At 68.3% G+C, this 20,143-nt stretch carries 15 protein-coding genes and 1 pseudogene; 9 read left to right on the forward strand and 7 right to left on the reverse strand.

Annotated features, from left to right (window positions below):
* Positions 1 to 36 precede the first annotated feature (36 nt).
* Together OG584_RS01375 and OG584_RS01380 are read left to right on the forward strand one after the other, a co-directional pair.
* Complete coding sequence (locus tag OG584_RS01375; protein WP_405774115.1) at positions 37 to 1,599, forward strand: GMC family oxidoreductase; 1,563 nt, start codon at positions 37 to 39, stop codon at positions 1,597 to 1,599.
* Between the two features lie 113 nt (positions 1,600 to 1,712).
* The gene (locus OG584_RS01380) at positions 1,713 to 3,236 is read left to right on the forward strand and encodes an aldehyde dehydrogenase family protein (RefSeq protein ID WP_405774117.1); all 1,524 of its coding nucleotides are present in this window, start codon (positions 1,713 to 1,715) and stop codon (positions 3,234 to 3,236) included.
* Between the two features lie 258 nt (positions 3,237 to 3,494).
* On the opposite strand, the gene OG584_RS01385 is transcribed toward OG584_RS01380, so the two are convergent.
* The 4 genes and pseudogenes from OG584_RS01385 to OG584_RS01400 all read right to left on the reverse strand — a co-directional run bounded on the left by OG584_RS01385 (position 3,495) and on the right by OG584_RS01400 (position 6,158).
* Positions 3,495 to 3,620, reverse strand: coding sequence for a hypothetical protein (locus OG584_RS01385; protein WP_405784435.1), 126 nt, complete (start codon positions 3,618 to 3,620; stop codon positions 3,495 to 3,497).
* A 19-nt stretch (positions 3,621 to 3,639) separates the two neighbouring features.
* A pseudogene (locus tag OG584_RS01390) lies at positions 3,640 to 3,693 on the reverse strand (hypothetical protein); the annotation flags it as partial.
* Positions 3,694 to 3,879: 186 nt separating this feature from the next.
* Positions 3,880 to 5,493: a prepilin-type N-terminal cleavage/methylation domain-containing protein gene (locus tag OG584_RS01395; RefSeq protein WP_405774119.1), complete on the reverse strand. Its 1,614-nt coding sequence runs from the start codon at positions 5,491 to 5,493 to the stop codon at positions 3,880 to 3,882.
* A gap of 20 nt (positions 5,494 to 5,513) precedes the next feature.
* Complete coding sequence (locus OG584_RS01400) at positions 5,514 to 6,158, reverse strand: hypothetical protein (protein WP_405774121.1); 645 nt, start codon at positions 6,156 to 6,158, stop codon at positions 5,514 to 5,516.
* A 289-nt stretch (positions 6,159 to 6,447) separates the two neighbouring features.
* On the opposite strand from OG584_RS01400, the gene OG584_RS01405 reads away from it, so the two are divergent.
* A complete protein-coding gene (locus tag OG584_RS01405; protein ID WP_405774123.1) occupies positions 6,448 to 7,677 on the forward strand; it encodes a hypothetical protein in 1,230 nt (409 codons plus the stop codon).
* A 465-nt stretch (positions 7,678 to 8,142) separates the two neighbouring features.
* On the opposite strand, the gene OG584_RS01410 is transcribed toward OG584_RS01405, so the two are convergent.
* The 3 genes from OG584_RS01410 to OG584_RS01420 form a co-directional block, all read right to left on the reverse strand.
* Positions 8,143 to 8,691 (reverse strand): PadR family transcriptional regulator, encoded by a 549-nt coding sequence (locus OG584_RS01410; protein ID WP_405774125.1) that lies wholly within the window; start codon positions 8,689 to 8,691, stop codon positions 8,143 to 8,145.
* 234 nt (positions 8,692 to 8,925) lie between these two features.
* The gene (locus OG584_RS01415) at positions 8,926 to 9,732 is read right to left on the reverse strand and encodes a prepilin peptidase (RefSeq protein ID WP_405774127.1); all 807 of its coding nucleotides are present in this window, start codon (positions 9,730 to 9,732) and stop codon (positions 8,926 to 8,928) included.
* A 466-nt stretch (positions 9,733 to 10,198) separates the two neighbouring features.
* Positions 10,199 to 10,531 (reverse strand): type IV pilin protein, encoded by a 333-nt coding sequence (locus OG584_RS01420; RefSeq protein WP_405774129.1) that lies wholly within the window; start codon positions 10,529 to 10,531, stop codon positions 10,199 to 10,201.
* Positions 10,532 to 10,818: 287 nt separating this feature from the next.
* On the opposite strand from OG584_RS01420, the gene OG584_RS01425 reads away from it, so the two are divergent.
* The 6 genes from OG584_RS01425 to OG584_RS01450 all read left to right on the forward strand — a co-directional run bounded on the left by OG584_RS01425 (position 10,819) and on the right by OG584_RS01450 (position 19,898).
* Positions 10,819 to 12,660 carry a GspE/PulE family protein gene (locus OG584_RS01425; RefSeq protein WP_405774131.1) on the forward strand — a complete coding sequence of 614 codons (1,842 nt, stop codon included), beginning with the start codon at positions 10,819 to 10,821 and terminating at the stop codon, positions 12,658 to 12,660.
* A gap of 141 nt (positions 12,661 to 12,801) precedes the next feature.
* A complete protein-coding gene (locus OG584_RS01430) occupies positions 12,802 to 14,013 on the forward strand; it encodes a type II secretion system F family protein (RefSeq protein WP_405774133.1) in 1,212 nt (403 codons plus the stop codon).
* A complete protein-coding gene (locus tag OG584_RS01435; RefSeq protein WP_405774135.1) occupies positions 14,010 to 14,444 on the forward strand; it encodes a prepilin-type N-terminal cleavage/methylation domain-containing protein in 435 nt (144 codons plus the stop codon). Before OG584_RS01430 ends, OG584_RS01435 begins: the two co-directional genes overlap by 4 nt.
* Positions 14,441 to 14,965 carry a type II secretion system protein gene (locus OG584_RS01440; RefSeq protein WP_405774137.1) on the forward strand — a complete coding sequence of 175 codons (525 nt, stop codon included), beginning with the start codon at positions 14,441 to 14,443 and terminating at the stop codon, positions 14,963 to 14,965. Before OG584_RS01435 ends, OG584_RS01440 begins: the two co-directional genes overlap by 4 nt.
* Positions 14,962 to 18,789 (forward strand): hypothetical protein, encoded by a 3,828-nt coding sequence (locus OG584_RS01445; RefSeq protein ID WP_405774139.1) that lies wholly within the window; start codon positions 14,962 to 14,964, stop codon positions 18,787 to 18,789. Before OG584_RS01440 ends, OG584_RS01445 begins: the two co-directional genes overlap by 4 nt.
* Positions 18,786 to 19,898, forward strand: a complete 1,113-nt coding sequence (locus OG584_RS01450) for a type IV pilus twitching motility protein PilT (protein ID WP_405774141.1) — start codon at positions 18,786 to 18,788, stop codon at positions 19,896 to 19,898. The genes OG584_RS01445 and OG584_RS01450 overlap by 4 nt, the downstream gene beginning before the upstream one ends.
* Positions 19,899 to 20,143 lie beyond the last annotated feature (245 nt).

The following is a 20,143-nucleotide window of genomic DNA, read 5'->3' on the forward strand; positions in this document are numbered from 1 at the left end:
CCGCCCCCGCGGTATCCCCTGATCTGGAGAGCAGCGATGTCCGAGCAAACGTCCGAGCGCGCATACGACTACGTAGTGGTGGGCGGCGGTACCGCGGGCGCGGTCATCGCCGCCCGGCTCAGTGAGGACCCGGCCGTCACCGTCTGCGTACTGGAGGCCGGGCCTTCGGACGCCGGCGACGACAACGTCCTGCGGCTGGACCGGTGGATGGCCCTGCTGGAGTCGGGATACGACTGGGACTACCCGGTGGAGCCACAGGAGAACGGCAACAGTTTCATGCGGCACGCCAGGGCCAAGGTGCTGGGCGGGTGCTCGTCGCACAACTCCTGTATCGCCTTCTGGGCCCCGGCCGAGGACCTCGACGAGTGGGGTGCGCTGGGGTGTTCGGGCTGGAGCGCGGCGGACTGCTTCCCGCTCTACAAACGGCTGGAGAGCAACGACGCGCCCGGTGACCACCACGGCCGTTCCGGGCCTGTGACCATCCGTACCGTCCCGCCGGACGACCCGTGCGGTACGGCGCTGCTCAACGCCTGCGCGGAGGCCGGTATCCCCCGCACGCCCTTCAACACGGGAACGACAGTCGTGCGCGGGGCACACTGGTTCCAGATCAACGCCCGCGCGGACGGCACCCGTTCGTCGGCCTCGGTCTCCTATCTGCACCCGGTGCTCGAAGGCCGGCCCAATCTGGAGATCCGGACGGGGCTCCAGGCCAAGCAGCTGCTCTTCGACGAGAACCAGCGGTGCACCGGCGTCGAGTACCTGGAGCCCGACACCGTGCACAGCGGCTCGGTGACGGCGCGCCGTGAGGTGATCGTCAGCTGCGGGGCCATCGACTCTCCGAAACTGCTGATGCTGTCGGGCATCGGCCCGGCCGGGCACCTGCGCGAGAACGGGATCGGCGTGCGGGTGGACTCCCCCGGCGTCGGCTCGCACCTCCAGGACCACCCGGAGGGCGTGATCATGTGGGAGGCCAAGCAGCCCATGGTCACGTCCTCCACCCAGTGGTGGGAGATCGGCATCTTCTCCGACACCGAAGCGGGCCTCGACCGGCCGGACCTGATGTTCCACTACGGCTCGGTGCCGTTCGACATGAACACCTACCGGCGGGGTTACCCGACGACGGACAATGCCTTCTGCCTCACGCCGAATGTCACCCGGGCCCGCTCCATGGGCACGGTGAGGCTGCGTACACGCGACTTCCGCGACAAACCCCGGGTCGATCCGCGCTACTTCACCGACGAGCACGACATCCGGGTGATGACCTACGGGCTGCGGCTCGCACGGAAGATCGTGGCCCAGCCCGCGATGGCCGGATGGGCGGGGGCCGAACTGGCGCCGGGGCCGGCCGCGCAGTCCGACGAAGAACTGTTCGCGTACATCCGCGACACCCACAACACCGTCTACCACCCGGCGGGCACCGTCCGGATGGGAGCGGAGGCCGACCCGGACTCTCCGCTCGATCCGCAGCTGCGGGTGAAGGGTGTCACCGGACTGCGGGTGGCCGACGCGTCGGTCATGCCGTTCCTGCCGACCGTCAATCCCTGCATCACCACCATGATGATCGGCGAGAAGTGCGCCGACATGATCAAGGGGGGCTGAACCGGCGGGCCCGGTGCCCTGCGGGCGCAACGTGGTTGCAACGTCAAGGTCCCTAGCCTCGGCTCCGAGCGCCGTCCAACGGCGGGCGGCGCGGATTCCGGGAGGCCACTGACATGACCCGTTACGCAGCGCCGGGCACCGAGGGTGCGATCGTCTCGTACGAGTCGCGCTACGACCACTGGATCGGCGGGGAGTTCGTCCCGCCCGCCCGAGGGCAGTACTTCGAGAACCCGAGCCCGGTCAATGGCAAACCGTTCACCGAGATCGCCCGTGGCACCGCCGAGGACGTCGAACTGGCCCTGGACGCAGCACATGCGGCCGCCCCGGCGTGGGGCCGGACTTCGGCAGGCGACCGTGCCACCGTCCTCAACAGGATCGCCGACCGGATGGAAGCCCATCTGGAGGAGCTCGCGGTTGCCGAGACCTGGGAGAACGGCAAGCCTGTGCGGGAGACACTGGCCGCCGACATCCCACTCGCCGTCGACCACTTCCGCTACTTCGCGGGCGCGCTGCGGGCTCAGGAGGGCACCCTCAGCCAAATCGACGATGACACGGTCGCCTATCACTTCCATGAGCCCCTCGGCGTGGTGGGCCAGATCATCCCGTGGAACTTCCCCATCCTGATGGCCACTTGGAAGCTCGCTCCGGCACTCGCCGCGGGCAATACGGTGGTACTCAAGCCGGCCGAACAGACCCCGGCCTCCATCCACGTCTGGATGAGCCTGATCTCCGATCTGCTTCCCGCCGGTGTGGTCAACATCGTCAACGGCTTCGGCTCGGAAGCCGGCAAGCCCCTGGCGTCCAGTCCGCGCGTCGCGAAGATCGCGTTCACGGGCGAGACCACGACCGGGCGGCTGATCATGCAGTACGCCTCCGAGAACATCAAGCCGGTCACGCTCGAACTCGGCGGCAAGTCGCCGAACATCTTCTTCGACGACGTCTGGTCGGCGGACGACGACTTCCGCGACAAGGCGCTCGAAGGCTTCACGATGTTCGCGCTCAACCAGGGCGAGGTGTGCACCTGCCCGTCGCGCGCGCTGATCCAGCATGGCCACTACAGCGAATTCCTGGAGGCAGGCATCGCCCGGACCCGGCAGATCCTTCCGGGGCACCCGCTGGACACGGACACGATGATCGGCGCGCAGGCCTCCAACGACCAGCTCCAGAAGATTCTTTCGTATCTGGACATCGGCAGGCAGGAGGGCGCCAAGATCCTCACCGGCGGGCAGCGGATCGACTACGACGGTGAGCTGGCCGGCGGATACTACGTACAGCCGACGATCTTCGAGGGCGACAACAGGATGCGGGTCTTCCAGGAGGAGATCTTCGGCCCGGTCGTCGCCGTCACGTCCTTCTCGGACTTCGACGACGCCGTCAGCACAGCGAACGACACGCTCTACGGACTGGGCGCGGGCGTCTGGACACGGGACATGAACACCGCCTACCGGGCGGGCCGTGCCATCCAGGCGGGCCGGGTCTGGACGAACTGCTACCACGCCTACCCCGCGCACGCGGCCTTCGGCGGGTACAAGCAGTCCGGGATCGGACGGGAGAACCACCGGATGATGCTCGACCACTACCAGCAGACGAAGAATCTCCTCGTGTCGTACTCGGCGAAGAAGCTGGGATTCTTCTAGACACCAGAAGAGGGCGCCTGCCCCGGCGTCTCACCCGTCAGGCGCCCTCCCTGGAGCACAGATCCAGCCACGGGGTGGAGTACGTGGTAACTCTCGATTCCTCCCACCGCTACCCCAGCTCTGACCGCCTGTTCCGGGGCATTTCCGGGCCAAGACCTGCCTCAGGTGTCCTCTGCACTGCGGTCCTGCCCCTCCCACCCTCGCATCGACTCCTCAATCACGCTGTTGGCGTGCCGAGCATGCACGCTTCCACTGTCGCTACGTCAGCCGCGGCTTGAGCGGCTCGATGAACGGCGCGCCGTCCTTGTCGGTCATGAGGTCGCGGTGAGCCGCCCTCTTGTCCCCCGGCTTCGGGGAGGTTCGGGCACGCGATGCCGTCGCCATCCCGGTCGAGTGTGTCCGCTCGCAGCACCGCCTGGGCGTCGGCCTGGGTCTTGAACGCGTCGCAGGTGACCACGTGACCCTGGTGCAACTACGCAGCGACGTCGAACGTGAGCTTCGGGGTCCGTTGTCACTGCACGCGGTCAGCATGATCGAAGCGATCATACTGACCGCCACGGTGGAAGTACGACGCCCCGGTCGTAGCCGGCTGTCCGGGCCCTTGTGGATGGTGCGTGGCTGGTCTGGCACGGTCGTAAGCCGATCATGTCCGAAACACCGCGACCGTTCCGTTCGCCGGATCGACCGCATACACCTTCCCCGTAGTGTTGTTCGCGGCCAGCGCCCCGAACTGGCGACCCGTGCCGAGCGAAGCTCGACCCAGCAGCGTGCTGCCGTCGGCCACCCCGAGGCCGCCCGGCGCTCCTACCTTCTGGTTTTGTTGTGCGACGAAGATCCTGTTGAAGTTTCTCAGCACGGTGAGCGTGTGCCCATGGTTCCCGGGGGCCTTTGAACTTCCGCAAACTGGTGCTTGCCCCGTGGCCTTCGTCCCGACGATCCGGTCGATGCGGGCCCCCGCACCGCCGCAGTTCGCTCCATTTCCACCGTCCAAGTAGACGTAGACCGACCCTGCAGCGGGGTTGTAGACCACGGAGTCGGGAGTGTAGGGCGTTCCCCACGGGTCGTCGATCGCTGTTGAACTGTCGTCGCTCAGGTTGATGGCGATCGTTGTTGCGACGCCTTGCCACTGGCCCGATGGATTCGCAGGGTTCGGCACGCACCTCCTGGCGAGGAGGTAGACGAGGTTGCGGCCGGGATCGACAGCGGTGATGCCAACAGCGGAGAATTGAACGAGGAAGTTCCCGGCGTTGGTGCCGCAGGTTCCCTTCGTCGCGAAATCCGCTGCGATCTTGGCCTCGTGGGTCTGCGACGAGATGGCGAAGATGCCGGTGGTCGCATTCTCACCGCTGCCGAAACCCTGCTTCACGAGATATACCGCGTGGTGCACGGAGTCAAAGGAAAAGGAGGGAGTGGCTGCAACTCCCAGAGCGGGCAGGGTGATTGCCTTCGCCGACGAGCTTCCGGCTGCGATGTAGGCGACCGCCGAGGTACTTCCGGCACCTCCGGCGACATAGACCTCGCCGTTCTCGGGAGAGACGGCCAGACCAGTGACGGTCGTCGCAAAGCCGCTGACGTGGGTCACTTGATCGGCGTTCTTCGTTTCGATGATCGCGACGCCGCCCGCACCCCCGACGTAGACCCTCCCCGAGTCGGGGTCGACGCCGATGCGGGTCGGGCTCGACACAGCGCTGGACACATCAATCGGTTCACCGATCACAGCATCGGTCTTGCCGTCGATCACGGTCACGTCGTTGCTGCCTTCAGCTACGACATATACGCGATTGGCCTTCTCATCGACCGTGAGATCGGTCGGATTCGCGCCCACCTTGATGGCATCCGGTCCGCTCTCCGTCGGCGTGGAAATATCATTCAGCGTGAACGACGATTTTTCACCTCGACCGCACTTGTTCTCCTCGCCGACCACCACCGTGTTGTAGCCCGGTGCGCCGGAGAGGAACCCATCGTCTTGCAGGTCATCGGCTGTCCCGTAGTGCCCGTGCTTCGCACAGAAGGACTCTTCCGCTGTGCGCAGGGTAGCCGCGTCCGCGGCGACCGCGCTCTTGTGGCCCTTGTCGCCGATGCCCCTGACGGAGAACACCACGATGGCGGCGAGGACGCCAAGGATCACGATGACCACGAGCAACTCGATGAGTGTGAAGCCGTCCTGGCTTCTGACGCGCAGTGAGAACCGGCGATGGTCCGATGGCATGGCAGTCGGGGCTTCCTTCAATCGATGGGTCACGTTCAGCCCGAGCACACGCGCGAGCCCTTGCCGCGTCACGGTGTTCCCCGTCGCACGGGTTTGACGTCCTTCGGTCCCGGCAGGTCCGGGCACGCGATGCCCTTGCCGTCGCCGTCGAGGTGATTCGGGTCGACCGGTTCGAAACGCAGGACGGCCTGCGCGTCCGCTTGGCTGGCGAAATCCGAGCAATCGTAGGCGTCATTGCCGTAGCGCAGGAAGATGCGAGCGTCGAAGGGCCGCTTCCGCTGCGGGCAGAGCGCGCTGCGCGTGTCGCCAGGACCGCAAGTGAAATGCTGTGCGGTTTTGCGTACCGGCTTGGTGTCGCGCGGCTCCGGCAGTCCACGGCACGCGACGCCGCCTCCGTCATCAAGGTGGTTCGGATCGCTGGGGTTGGTCCGCAGCACCGCCTGGGCATCCGCCTGACTGGCGAAACTGATGCACGTGAAGGCGTCGCCGTGGATGGCGTACTCCTTGGGGTCGAACACCTTGCTGTGCGGGCAGAGCGCGGTGCGCTGGGTGCCCGGCGTGCACCACGCGGGGTCGGACTTCTGGGCTGAGGCGGTTCCATCCGACCCACCGCGCACAAGGGCCACGACGACGAGCGTCACCGCGACCACCGCCAGCCCCAGCCCGCCCCACCTGATCGTGCGCGAGCGCGTAAGTCTGCTCAACAGTGCCATTGCATGCCTCTGCCCATCGTGCCTGCCAGCCCCTCCCATGCGTCCCGCAGCGGGCCGACGACACTGGCCGTCGGCCCGCTGCGGGCTGGATACGTGCATTACATCCACAGCGGGCATGGTTGTCAATCATTGACTACTGGGTCGTCAAGTGCGCACCATCTAGGCGTGCGAGGCACCGTCACGCCGGGAAACCACGGCAGATGCCCAGGAGTTCCAGGACACCTGCCCCCTCCACCGGCAAGGTGCCCGTGCGGCAGTCGCCGCCAACCGAATCTACGAGGAGTAGCAGATGCAACTCAGATCCAGACGCACTCGGAGTATCCCGAACTCCGGCTTCACCGCGATGCGCCGGGTACGGAACGTGTTCGCGGTGGGTGCCCTCGCCACGGCACTCATCGCCGCCACCGCACCAACCGTGTTCGCCTCGACGGACTCGCAGGTCGGCATCGCGAACAACATGTACCCCGCGGTGAAGGACATGAAGGGCGCGATCGAGTCGGGCGGGTCGTTCACGCCGTTCACGGCGAATGGCGCGTCGCAGGTCGGTGGGTTCTGGAACAAGCCGGCGATCGATACGTCGACGATGCGGGGGATCACGTCGGGAAGCCTGCGTCAGCAGCTGAAGGGCGCCGGCCCCTACACGACGTGCGATCCGTCGTCGTCGAACAACTGCGTCAATGGGCCGCTGCACATTGACGCGTTCCTGTCGGCGGACGAGACCAACGTCGACGCGGTCATCCCGACGGCGGATGGCGGGACGTGCGCAACGGGCGGGAGCGTCGAGTGCAACGGCGCGATCTTGAGCAAGCACCCGGTGGCCATCGGGCACCTGTCGATCTACAGCTGCAGCGGCAGCTGGGCGGGGTCGACTCACGGTGATGACCCGTCCAACAGCGGGACGCCGCCGCTGGCGTCCGGCGCGGACGCCAATGGCAGCGGTAACGGCAAGGCCCAGTCGCCCCGGTGTGATGCGTCGCCCGTCTCCGGCGGCGCGCCCACGACGATACCGGGGGTGGTGAGCTGGCTCGCGACGAGTGGGCACCGGATCGCGGTCGCCGACCCGGCTTCCGCGCCGTTCGGCGCGGCGTCCAAGCAGGCGTTGATCCAGAACGGGTTCTCGTGGACCACCAGCGGGGCGGGTCAGAACGTGTTCACCGGAAGCGCGTGCGACAGCGCGGGTACGGCGTGCAAGGTGCGCCTGGAGTCAGGAATCAGTCAGGTGCGTGGCGCAGTGACGGCGAATGCCGGCGGGAACACCCAGCTGGGTCTTGTCGCGAAGTCGAACGTCATGCACGTGAGCTGGACGTCGAGTTCACTGAACGGCACCACAGGCAATGACCCCAACACGTGGACCGACGTCGACCCGAGCGCGTACTCCGCCTACGGAGACATCGAGCAGTACGGCGTCGCCCTGACCGGCGGCAAGGCGGGCGCAGCGACCGCCTGGGGCGACCTGTTCAACAACACGTGGGACAACGACACCACCATCCAGTCGACTCTCGCCGCCTACGGCTACTAGGCGGTCCGGAGCACTGGGCAACGGACCGTCGGCCAGGCGCACATCGCTCGCCGGCGGTCCCGGCTCACCGATCCGTGGCGGCGGTCCCGCTGTCAATCGGCGGCAGAGCCGTGGAGGTGCGCATCCAGCGGCGACGCCTACTCCCGGTCATCTCCCGTCCAGGCGCAGAAGTCGTCAACCGCTGACCACTGGAGTACTATCTCGGCACCTCGGCATGCAAAGTACCCAAGAGGGGCACCACGCAGCTGCGCAGGCATTCCGGGACATGTGCATACTCCCACCAGCAGGAAGCTCTCACGGCAGCCGCCAAACTGACGTCGGTCTACGCCACGCCACCCGGCCATGAATGCCGACCGGACCGGCAACTACCCGCACAGCACCTTGCCCATCGGCGGTCGTACTGCCGAAGTGCGTTACGCGCGGCGGTCACGTGGACGCCGAGGGGAGGGTGACGCGAGCGTGACGTCAGCCGGTCTTGACCGCCGGCCGCGCCGAGTCGACGTCGACGGCGTCGAGAAACCGCCGCGCGGCGCGGACGTGTTCCAGCCGCCAGGCATAGATCGCGCCGGTGAGGTAGTCGCCGGTATGCTCCTTGGCGCACAGCGACTGCTCGATCTCGTCGATGACGACCCGTTGACGCTCGACCAGGCGAGCCGGGCTGGTGTCGCGACGCCGGAGCAGCAGAAGCTTGCTCGTGAGCTCGGCGCGGACGTCGAACAGCTGGACCACGGGTTCGCTGAGCCACCGGCTGACCGCCGTCTTCGCCGAGCGGGTGGTGGCGTAGATCATGCGCTGCGGTCCGCGATCGCTTTCCTCGGCGCCGACCGGCGTGATCAGTCCGCGCTCGACCAGCCGCGTGATCGACCGGTAGACCATGGGTCGCGATACGTACCAGAACTCACCGATTTCTGCGCCCTCCGCGGTGAGGGCTGCGATGGCGAAGCCGTGGCTGGGGCGTTCGGCCATGAGTGCGAGCACGATCCACTCGGCGAGTGGCAGATCAGGTTGTCCCATGGTCACCAGGGTAGAGGGTCGTCGGTGATGGTTGCGATGCGCCCGAGCCTGGAGCCGGAAGGGCTGAAATAGTGACCGGATCCCAGGTGGACAGACCGATCTGTCCGGCAGGCGGTCGCGCGATGGAACAGTCTGCGGTGCCCACGCGGCTCGCGGCGCTGTGGGCCCCGGAGCGCCATTGCGGGTTCGCCGGTTGCCCGCAACCGGCCCGCGACTGACGTCCGGCCCGGGTGATTATGGTCGGTGGCGGACCGTTGTGAGCGGCGCACCCATCGCGTACAGATCACTCACGCTCTCGTACCAGTGGACGACAGGAGCGCCGACGAGGATGGCGGCGATGGCGCCGGCGGCGAGGAACACGCCGAAGGGGAGGCGGGTGTGCCGGGTCGCTCGCCCGGCCACCATGAGGGCGATGCCCACCAGCAACCCGGCGACGCTGCCGGCCAGCAGCGCGAAGACGAGATACCACGGACCGAGCCAGCCCAGCCCGGTGCCGAGCAAGCCGGCCAGGCGCACGTCGCCGAATCCGAGCCAGGCCGGCCGCACCCAGTGCAGGGCGAAGAAAACAGCGAATGCGCCCACTCCGCATGCCGCGGTCACGCCGAGCCGGTGCCACTGGCCGGTAGCCGCCGCGGCCGCGAGCAGACAAGCGGCGGTGAGCCCGAGAGTCGGGTATATCAGCCGCCGAGGGAGCAGGAACTGTTCGGCATCGCAGGCGGCCAGGGCCAGCAGCCCCGCGGTGAAGACGAGTTCGGCCGGCAGCGCTTCCGAACAGCCGAAGCGCAGTGCCTCGGCGAAGAACAGAATCGCGGTGAGCGCTTCGATGAGCGGGTAGCGCGCGGGGATGGGAACCTGGCAGGCGCGGCAACGCCGGCCCAGCAGGAGCCAGGAGACGACAGGGATGTTGTCGCGGGCCGCGATCGGCGTGGCGCATCGTGGACAGGCGGAGCGGGGCCGCACGACCGAGCGGCCGGACGGCACCCGGGAGACCGCGACATTGAGGAACGACCCCACCGCGAGCCCCAGTAGACCGATAATCATGACAAATATGGATGGCATGGCCGCAATGGTGCCGTACCGCGCATGCCGGTCGCTACCGGCATCCTGCGCGTGGTCCGGACTGGAACTCCAGGCCTCTGCGACCCTCCCCGCGACCGACTCCACAGCCCCCAAGGCGGTTCAGGCCCAAGGGAGTTCCGGCGATGCCACAGGCCGCCGACTGCGGTTCGTCAGGTGGCGCTTGCGATGCCACCTGACGAACCCGGCCGCAGACGGCCGCCAGGCGGGGGCGTCCGGCGAGAGTCGCCCCATTAGGGGTCCTTGCAGTACGCCCGCCCGGGTCGCGCGGCCTGACACCGCGTCTCGCGGCGTCGCCGAAAAGCCCAGGCAATTCCTCCCCCAAGGCCTTGAGGGTCAGATGGGACCCCCATCCTGGGCTCTCCTGCGCCTTGCGATACACGGCACCGGCCCACGCGACCTCACCGGACGCTCATAGCGCAAGGCCCCCTCAGGCGCAGGGCTTGCCGGGCGTCGCCGTGATGTCATACCCGGCGCCACCGTCCTTCAGGGTGACGGTGTACAAGGTGGAAGCGGTGGACAGGAACCCACCGCTCACCAGCTCGTCCATGGTGCCGTACCCGGTGTGCCCGCCGGCGAGGTACGCCTCTTCCGCAGTCTGGACCGTGGACTTGTCGGTCTTGCACGCCGAGGCCTGACCCTTGTCGTTGATGCCGCGGACGGAGAAGACGACAACGGCGGCCAGGATGCCGAGGATCACGATGACGACGAGAAGCTCGATCAGGGTGAAGCCGGCTTCCGCCGTCTCGTTGGGTGCACGCATTCGCTGGCGCAACCTGCCTTGCAGATACGTGAACATCTCTCTCCTTCTACGGCGTGCGGCGCAAGCAACTCTAAGCAGTAGTAACAACTTGAGTAATCAGCAGCAGACTACCCAGTGAGCGGTGGGCTCACAAGGGGCGAGTGTCCGACGCCTGCCGCGGAGATGACGCGGAGGCGGCGCAGTGGCGTGCTGTAGTATCCGGCTGACTAATCAGCAGCTGACAGTACTGCGGGATGCACTCGTGGCGAATGATCAGCCGTTGTTCTGGATGCGAAAGGGTGGGTTCCTTGGCGAATCGCCGGCTTCTCCGGCGCCGCACGGCGGCGACAAGCCCTGCTGGCGAGGACGGCACCCTGCACGACGGGGCGCGAAGCGCGGCGCATTCTCCGGCCCCGGCGGACGAACCGGTCCGGGCCGAGACGTCCGGCGCGGAGCAGTCGTCGCCCGCGGGTAAGGAGCGACCCCGCATTGGGGAACTCCTGGTGCAGCGCGGGCTGCTCACCCCTGCGCAGGTGGACGAGGCGCTCCTGCAGCAGTCGACGTCGGGCAAGCGACTCGGCGCGCTGCTGGTCGAGCTCGGCATGGTCGACGAGCGGTCACTGATCGAGGCGCTTTCGATTCAACTCGGCTTCCCAGTAGCTGACTTGCACCAGAGCGAACCTGATCCCGAGGCGGCCGCCCGGGTGCCGGAGGCGCTGGCCCGCTCGCTGGGCGTCGTCGCGGTGCGGCGGGCCGATGGCACGCTGCTGATCGCAGCGGGCGACCCGGGTGACCCGCGCGTACTCGACGAGGTCGGCCGGGCCGTCGCGCCGGATCGGGTTCAGTTGGCGATCGCGGCTCCCTCGGACATCCGGCGCTCGATCGACAGCACCTACCGGGCGTTGGCCGGAGTCAGCAGCCTGGTCGAGGCCTTCGAGGCGACCGAGACCGGCCGCAACGCCAACTCCGGTGCCAGGGTGGTGAGCGAGGACGCGCCGGTCGTACACCTGGTCAACCTCATGCTGACCCAGGGCCTGCGCGACCGGGCCTCGGACATTCACGTCGAACCGCACGCCGACCGGGTCCGGGTCCGCTACCGCATCGACGGCGCGCTGCACGACGTGCTGAGCCTGCCGGAGAACATGGGCCCGTCCCTGGTAAGCCGGATCAAGATCATGGCCAACATGAACATCGTCGACCGGCGGCGCCCCCAGGACGGCCAGATCGCCACCGAGATCGACGGCAGGTCGGTCGACATCCGGGTCGCTACCACCCCCACCATCTGGGGCGAGAAGGCAGTACTGCGGCTGCTCGACAGCAACCGCACACTGCTGCGGCTGGCCGAGCTCGGCATGCCCGCCGCCACCTACGAACGGTTCTCGTCGCTGCTCCGCTCCCCCTACGGCATGGTCGCCTGCGGCGGACCGACCGGCAGCGGCAAGACGACCACCCTGTACGCCACGCTCGGTGAGCTGAACCAGAGCGAGCGCAACATCACCACCATCGAGGACCCGGTGGAGTACGTGGTCCCCTCGGTCAACCAGATCCAGATCAACGACCAGGCGGGCGTCTCGTTCGCGACCGGGCTGCGCTCGATCCTCCGACAGGACCCGGACGTGATCCTGGTCGGCGAGATCCGAGACGCCGAGACCGCGCGGATCGCGGTCGAGTCCGCTCTCACCGGCCACTTCGTCCTGTCGTCCATCCATGCCGCCGACGCCTGCTCCGCGCTGCACCGGTTCGCCGACATGGGCATCGAGCCGTTCCTGATCACCTCCACGGTCGCCGGGGTGGTCAGCCAGCGGCTGGTGCGGCGGATCTGCGACCAGTGCCGCGAGCCCTACCAGCCGGGCGTCGACGAACTGGCCTTCTTCGCCAAGGCCGGCGGGTCGACCGACACGGGGTTCTGGCAGGGCCGGGGCTGCAACTTCTGCTCCCGGACCGGCTACCAGGAGCGGATCGGCGTCTTCGAACTGCTCGTGATGAGCGACACGGTCAAGCGGCTGCTCGTCGAGCAGGCCCCGATCGACAGCCTGCGCAGGGCCGCCCGCGAGCAGCACATGGACAGCCTCCTGGACGGAGGCGTCCGACTGGTGGAAGAGGGGACCACGACCATCGCGGAGATCATGTCCAGCGTCTACGTGGTCTAGGCCGTGTCCGTAAAGTCGCGCCTGGCGTGCGACGGGCAACGACGCGACTTTGCGGACACGGCCTAGACCCGGCTGCTGGATACCGCTCCCCCACACTGACGACGCGAACCTCTGACACCGGAATCCCAGGAGGGCACCGGCATGGCCACCTTCAAGTACGTCGCCGTCGGCCCGGACGGGAAGCGGGCCACCGGCGTGCTCACGGGCTCCAGTGTCGACGGCGTGACCGACAGTCTGACCCGGCAGGGCTACGACGTGCAGTCGGTCAAAGCCGCAGGCCGCAACCTGCTGCAACTCGAACTCACCGCGGCGAAGGTCAACCTGGTCGAGCTGAGCAACTTCTCCCGTCAGATGGGCGCCTTCATCAAGGCCGGAGTGCCCATCCTGGACGCCCTGGAAATCATCCGCGCCGAGACCAAGGACAAGAAGCTGGGCAGGATGCTCGCGGACGTCATGGACTCGCTGCGGTTCGGCGAAAGCTTCGCCGCCGCGATGGCCGCGCATACCGCGGCGCTCCCGCCGTTCTACATCTCCGTCCTCCGCTCGGCAGAGGCGACCGGTGAACTCGACGTAGTGATGGCCCAGTTGGCCCGCTACATCGAACGCGACGTCGAGGGCCGGCGCAGTATCCGCTCCGCCCTGACCTATCCGATCCTGGTGATGGGACTCGCCGTCGCCGTCGTCCTCGTCCTCGTCATCTTCGTACTGCCCCGATTCAAGGTGTTCTTCGAGTCCTTCCACGCGGAACTGCCGCTGCCGACCCGGATTCTGCTGAGCTTCACCGACTTCGTCACGGCCTGGTATCCGGTCATCGTCGGCGTACTTGTCGTGCTCGTCGCGGCAGTGCTCGCCGGTTTGCGGACCGAGCGGGGGCGGGTACTGCGCGACCGCTTCCTGCTGGCGACGCCGGTGGTCGGCGACGTGGTCCGCTTCATGGTCATCGAGCGGTTCTGCCGCATCCTGACCTCGATGATCAAGGCCGGGGTGCCCATCACGGAAGCGCTCAGCCTGGCCGGCTCGGGCGCCAACAACCGGGTGTACGAACGGTCCATCGGGACGGCCCGGACGGAGATGCTCGAAGGCGGCGGCATCTCCCGGCCGATCGCCCGCACCAAGCTGTTCCCCGGAGCGGTCACCCAGATGATGCGCGTGGGGGAAGAGACCGGGACCCTCGACGACCAGCTCGAGAACGTGTCGGAATTCTACGAGAAGGAACTGCAGCACAAACTCAAGCGGCTCACCAGCCTGTTCGAGCCGACCGTGGTGATCATGATCGGGGTTGTCGTGGGATTCGTGGCGGTCGCCCTCATCTCGGCGATCTACGGCGTCTACAACCAGGTGAACGTCCAATGACGGGCCTGGTACGCCAGCCACGGCGCCGCCGCGGCGAAGAGGGCGAGACCTTGGTGGAGGTTCTCGTCGCCGTGGTGCTCATGGGTGTTGCCTTCGTGGCCATCCTCGGAGGCATGGGCACCGCGATCATCAGCTCGGTGACGCAGCACAAGGTGACCAGCGCCGACTCGGTCATCCGCAGCGCCGCCGAGAAGGTCGTCAGCGACCCGTACGTGTCCTGTGCCCATGATTACGAGACTCCGACGCCGCCGTCCGGATACACCGTGAGCGTCTCGATCGAGTACTGGGACGGGGTGGGTGCGTTCGGCCGTCCCTGCCCGACGGCCGATACGGGGGTGCAGAAGGTGACGCTCACCGTGCACCAGACCGGCCCACACCCCGTCAGGGACGCCACCCTCGAGGTGGTCAAGCGGGAGTCGATGCTGTCATGACGACTCAACGACCCACCGTACGCTCGGAGTCGGGGTTCACCCTGACCGAATTGCTGGTCACGATCGTCATCGTGGGCATCATCGGGGCGCTGCTGCCCAAGGCGATCATCCTCGGACTGCAGTTCACGGCGGGCACCGAGAAGCGGGTGGCCGCCACCAGCGCGCTGGGCACGCTCAACCGCTACTTCTACGGCGACGTGCAGAGCGCGGATACCGTCACGACCGACCCCGCGTGCGGCATTGCCGACGTGATCGTGCACCTGAGCCGGCCCGGCACCGACGTCGTCTACACCTTCGACCAGCCGACCGGCTCCCTCAACCGGGTGAAGTGCACCGACAGAGGCGTCGTCACCACATTGCTGGGCCGGTTCGACAACACCACATCGACCCATCCCGTGGTTCTGAGCTGCGGTGCCGACACCTCGTGCACCGCGCCCATGGAGGTAACGCTTACCGTGCAGAGCGACCCCACTGCGCCCCCGACGGCGCTCACCGCCGTGCGACGATCGAGCTCGTCATGACCGGCCGCCTGAATCCGCGCCGCCTGCGCGACGACGAACAGGGCGCGACACTGATCCTCGCGCTGGCCTTCGTCGTCGTCTTCAGCCTGGTCACCGTGTCGGTCCTGTCCTTCGCCGGAACGGGGCTGAAAGCCGCGAGCGTGTACGTCGGCCAGGGCAAGCGGGGCTACAGCGCCGACGGTGCCACACAGCTCGCGATCAAGAACTTCTCGCAGGGCAGCCCGTGCGCCGACTACACCGCCCCGCCGATCAACGGTCAGCAGATGATCGTCCACTGCGACCCCCTCAACGCGTCCCCCGCAACCACACGCGCGACCCAACCGCAGGACGCGCTGCGCAGCCTGGGCCAGGGGACGGGGGACGGCATCAACGTGACCACACACGGCCTGCGCGTGCAGGGCAGCGTGTTCTCCCACTCGAACGTCACCGCCGGCGACGGCGCATCGATGACGGTGTCGGGCGATGTGTCCGCGGCCGGCGACTGCTCCCGTGCCGTGTCACAGACCCAGCTGCCCCCGGCCCAGGCGCCGTATGTGCACGACTGCGCCAACGACACGCCGCCGGCTCCCGCCGACGAGGCCGTGGGCGCCGACCCGGACTACCCCCCGCCCGCCACGGCCGTCCCGGTCCGGCAGACGGTACCCGCGTGCCCCGACTCAGGTTCCTGGCTGGTGCGGTTGCGGCCCGGATACTACGACGACGCCCGCGCCCTCACCCACCTCACCGGTGGTGATTGCCCCGGCGTCGTCGTTTGGCTGCAACCCGGTATCTATTACTTCGACTTCACCTTCACCGGCGGCACAGCGGTCTGGACGGTCGACGACCCCACGGTCAGCGTGGTCGGCGGCACGCGGGCAGGCTGGGATCCCGGCGCCTCGGCCCGCCCGGCCATCCCAGACCCGGGCGGTTGCGACAGAACACGGCCCGAAGGTGTCGAGGTCATGATGGGCGGCGGCAGCCGATTCCAGGTCGACCGCGGACACGCCGAACTGTGCGCCCCGGTGACCCCGGACGCACAGCAGGTGGCGGTGTACGGGGTCCAGCCGCCGAAGCCGTCACACACGCTGAAGCCGACAGCGATGGTCACGAACACCGGCTTCGCCAACCCGGACCATGCTCTGACCGGTGGCGAACAGCCGACTCTGCCCGGGTGTTCGCAGCCGACGGCCACCGCGGGCTGCACAGCCGACGCTGTCCTCGACCCGACGAAACGTCAGTCGGCCTCGATGCAGCTCGCCGGCTTCACCCCGCAGGTGCCGCCCGGTTCGGTCATCACCAGTGCGAAGCTGCGTGTCAGCCACGAGGACGACGGTGACCTGACAGCGCCCGGCGCGGTGAAGGTCACCACCGCCGTCGGCGCAGACACCTGCCGCACCGACAACCTGCCTCGGCACTCGGCGCTCTCCACGGATCCCCCGATCGACCTGCTGGGCGCCTGCGGGCTCACCAACCCGGCGCGGCTCACCGGACTGACAGTGAGCTACGCCGCCACCCTGGACACCGACGGCACCACCGCCAAGGAACGTCTGGACGGTGTCTGGCTGGAGGTCGCCTACCGCACACCGACCACGTTCAAGCCGACCGCCGTGACCGCATCGACCGGGTTCACCGCGACCGGCACCGATCCCCACGACGCCCTGGAGATCGGCGAACAGCCGACTCCGCTGCTGGCCGCTGCCGATCTGACCACGGCAGCCCAGTCCGCGTCGATTTCCCTGGCCGGCTTCGGCCGGCCGCCCTTGCCGCCGGGGTCGACGATCGACTCCGCCGTGCTGCGGGTGGCCCACCGGGAGACCGGCGACGCGGCGGCACCCAGAATCAGCGTCACTCCCGGAAACGGCGGTGGCGGTTGTACCGCCCTGCCGCTCACCGCGCGGGCCGGCCTGGGCGACGACCGCGTCGACCTGAAGACATGCGGCATCACCGACCCCGCACAGCTGACCGGACTGACCGTGACCTACGCCGCCGGGCTGAAGGCGGACGGCACCGCTGGCGCCGATTCCCTGGACGGCATATGGCTCGAAGTCGTCTACGACCCGCCGCCGCCCCGACCGGCGACGAGCGCGGAGTCGACGACGTTCACCCCCGCGAGCAGCGCCAAGACGATCGACGGCGCCAGCACGGCCCACGTCGCACTCGACTCGGCCACACGGCCGACCGCCACCATCGACCTCGGCGGCTACGACTCCCCTGCGGTGACGCCCGGGTCGGTCCTGGACGGGGCGCTGCTGCACGTCGCCCATCGCGACGATCCCGGGGCGCGCGGAGGACCGCCGCCGAAGGCCACGGTCACCCTGACCGGGTCCGGCATACCCCACTCCTGCACCGCCTCGCAGAAGCTCTCCGCGCACCCGGGCGCCCTGACCACCGACACCCTGGACCTGGTCGCCGCCTGCGGACTCACCGACCCCGCCCAGCTGACCGGCCTGGTCGTGACCTACACCGCCACCCTCGACGACGGCAGCACCAGCGCCACCGATCAGCTCGACGGCGTCACCCTGGAGCTGGCCTACCGACCCCCGGTCTCGGTACGGCCCACCAAGGCGATCAGCGCCGCGACGCCCACCGCCGCGGCGTTCCTCGACCCCAAGAACGCGCAAGCGATCGACACCACCACCTCGGCCTCGACGCTTGCCACGGACACCCCGTCGGCGTCGATCCGGCTCGGCGTGTTCGCGATGCTGCCGCTGCCTGCGGGGGCGGTGATCGACAAGGCCGTGCTGCGCGTATCGCACCAGGACGACGACACCACCCCGGCGCCGCCCTCCCCGAAGGAACCACCCAAGACCGCGCTGACCGTCTCCGGCACCAGCACCGCCTGCGACACGAACCATGCCCTGACCCCCCATGAAGGAAAACTCGGCGTCGACGTGGTCGACCTCGGCGCCTGCGGGGTCACGAAGGACGACCAGTTGTCCAAGCTGGCTGTCGACTATGCGGCGAGGTTGGGCACGGGCAGCACCAGCGCGGCCGACCAGCTCGACGGCGTGGAGCTCGACATCGTGTTCCGGGCCCCGTCGATCAGAGCCCTGTCCGGCTGCCTCACCGCGGGCAGCCGCTGCGCGGTGCTGAAGTCGACCGACGGCGCCGACACGACCACCGAGCACAGCCGCCTGGTGCTCAACGGCACCGTCTACGCGCCGACCGCTGCCGTCGATCTGTCGATGAGCCAGGTCGGCTCGCAGGTCGTCACCCGCGGCATCATCGCCCGGACCATCGGTCTCGGTATCAGTCCGGCCACCGGATACCTCCGCCCGGTGATCGGAATCCCACCGGAGCCGGTCCTGTTCACGACCTATCCGGCCGTGACCGCGAAACCCGCGTCGGTCACCGCGATCACCAGGTTCACTCCCCCGGCTCCCGGCGCGCCCGTCGACGTCACGGACGCCACCATCCCCGGCGGTGGCCGGGCGTCCCTCACGTTCGGCGGCTACGCCCGGCCGGCACCGGCCACGGCCGGACCGCTCGACCACGTCGCCCTGCAGGTGACGCACCACGACGAAGGCGACGTGGAGTCGGTGAAGATGTCGGTGGACTTCACCGGCAGCACCTGCACCGGCGTCAGCAACTCACTGGACGTGCCGGTCCATCTCGGCTCGGGCGGCCCGGTGACCGACCAGGTCGACCTGGCACCGTGTGGCCTGACCACAGCCTCCCAGCTGGCCGGACTGACCGTGACCTACACCGTCACCGCCGGTAGCGGTGGCGCGACCGAGCACCTCGGCGGCACCCGGATCGACCTGTTGTCCGGCCCGCTCGTCCAGGCCGCCGTGTCCTTCGACGGCCACACCAGCACCGTCAAGCAGTGGACCGTCCTGCCATGAGCGAACACGCCCCCTTGGAGGCCACCATGACCGGGCCACGTGCCACGATCATCGACCACCTGCTCGGTGAGCTGTGGGAGCGGGGCGGCAGCGACCTGCTGCTCACCGCCCGATCGGCGCCGTTCCTCCGCGTCGACGGCGCCCTGCGGCCGGTCGAGGGGGCCGCGCTGACCGAGCCGGAGGTCGATCGCCTGGTGACCGGGGTGCTGGGCGAGGAACTCACGGAACGGTTCCGCCGGGAGAAGCAGGTCGATTTCGCGTTCAGCTGGGGGGAGAGGGCCAGGTTGCGCGGGAACGCTTTCGTCCAGCGCGGCGCGTCGGCGCTGGCGCTGCGGATCATCCCGTTCGACGTACCGTCGTCCGAGCAGCTCGGGCTCCCCCCGGTCGTCGTCGGATGGGCCGGCATGCCGCGCGGGTTCGTGCTGGTCACCGGGCCGACCGGGTCGGGGAAGTCGACGAGCCTGGCGGCGCTCCTCGACTACGTCAACACGCACCGGTCGGTGCACATCCTCACCATCGAGGACCCGATCGAGTATCTGCACCGGCACAAGCGCTCGGCGGTCAACCAGCGCGAGGTCGGCACCGACACCGACTCGTTCCCTGCCGCGCTGCGCTCGGCCCTGCGCGAGGATCCCGACGTCCTGCTCCTCGGCGAGATGCGCGACCCGGAGAGCATCTCAGCGGCCCTGACCATCGCCGAGACCGGGCACCTGGTGTTCGCCACCCTGCATACCAACGACACGTCGCAGACGCTGGACCGCATCGTCGACGTGTTCCCGGCCGAGCAACAGCCCCAGATCCGGCTGCAATTGGCGCACACTCTGGTCGGCATCCTCAACCAGACGCTCATCCCCCGGACCGGTGGGGGCCGGGTGGCCGCCTTCGAGGTGCTGGTGGGCACGTCGGCGATCCGCAACCTGATCCGCGAGGGCAAGACCCGCCAGATCCGGAACATGGTCTCGACCGGCCACCGTGACGGCATGCAGACCCTGGAGACCAGCATCAACGCCCTCGTCTCGGCAGGCACCATCGCCTACGAAGAGGCCGTGCTGTCCACGGCCTACCCGGAGGACATCCAGCGGCCCCACGTCCCGGTCGGCCGCACCTGACCGTCCCTTGTGTGCGGTCTGGCGCTGTCACCGGCAACGCCGCTTCGGACGCCAGTTGGGATTTGAAGTACAGCTGAGAATGCCGCAGTCGGGTGCGGTGGTACGGATTGCCGGGGGTGCCGCCCCGGTAGGTACTCGCGGACCCGGAGCAGTTCGCGGAGTTCCTGTTTCACATTTCGTGGGCCTCCGCGGGGTATGGCCAAAGCCGGGCACAAGGCACTGTGGAGTGGTGCTGGAACCGAAGG

The sequence above is a fragment of the Streptomyces sp. NBC_00859 genome (genome assembly GCF_045161865.1).
Taxonomy (GTDB): Bacteria; Actinomycetota; Actinomycetes; order Streptomycetales; family Streptomycetaceae; genus Streptomyces.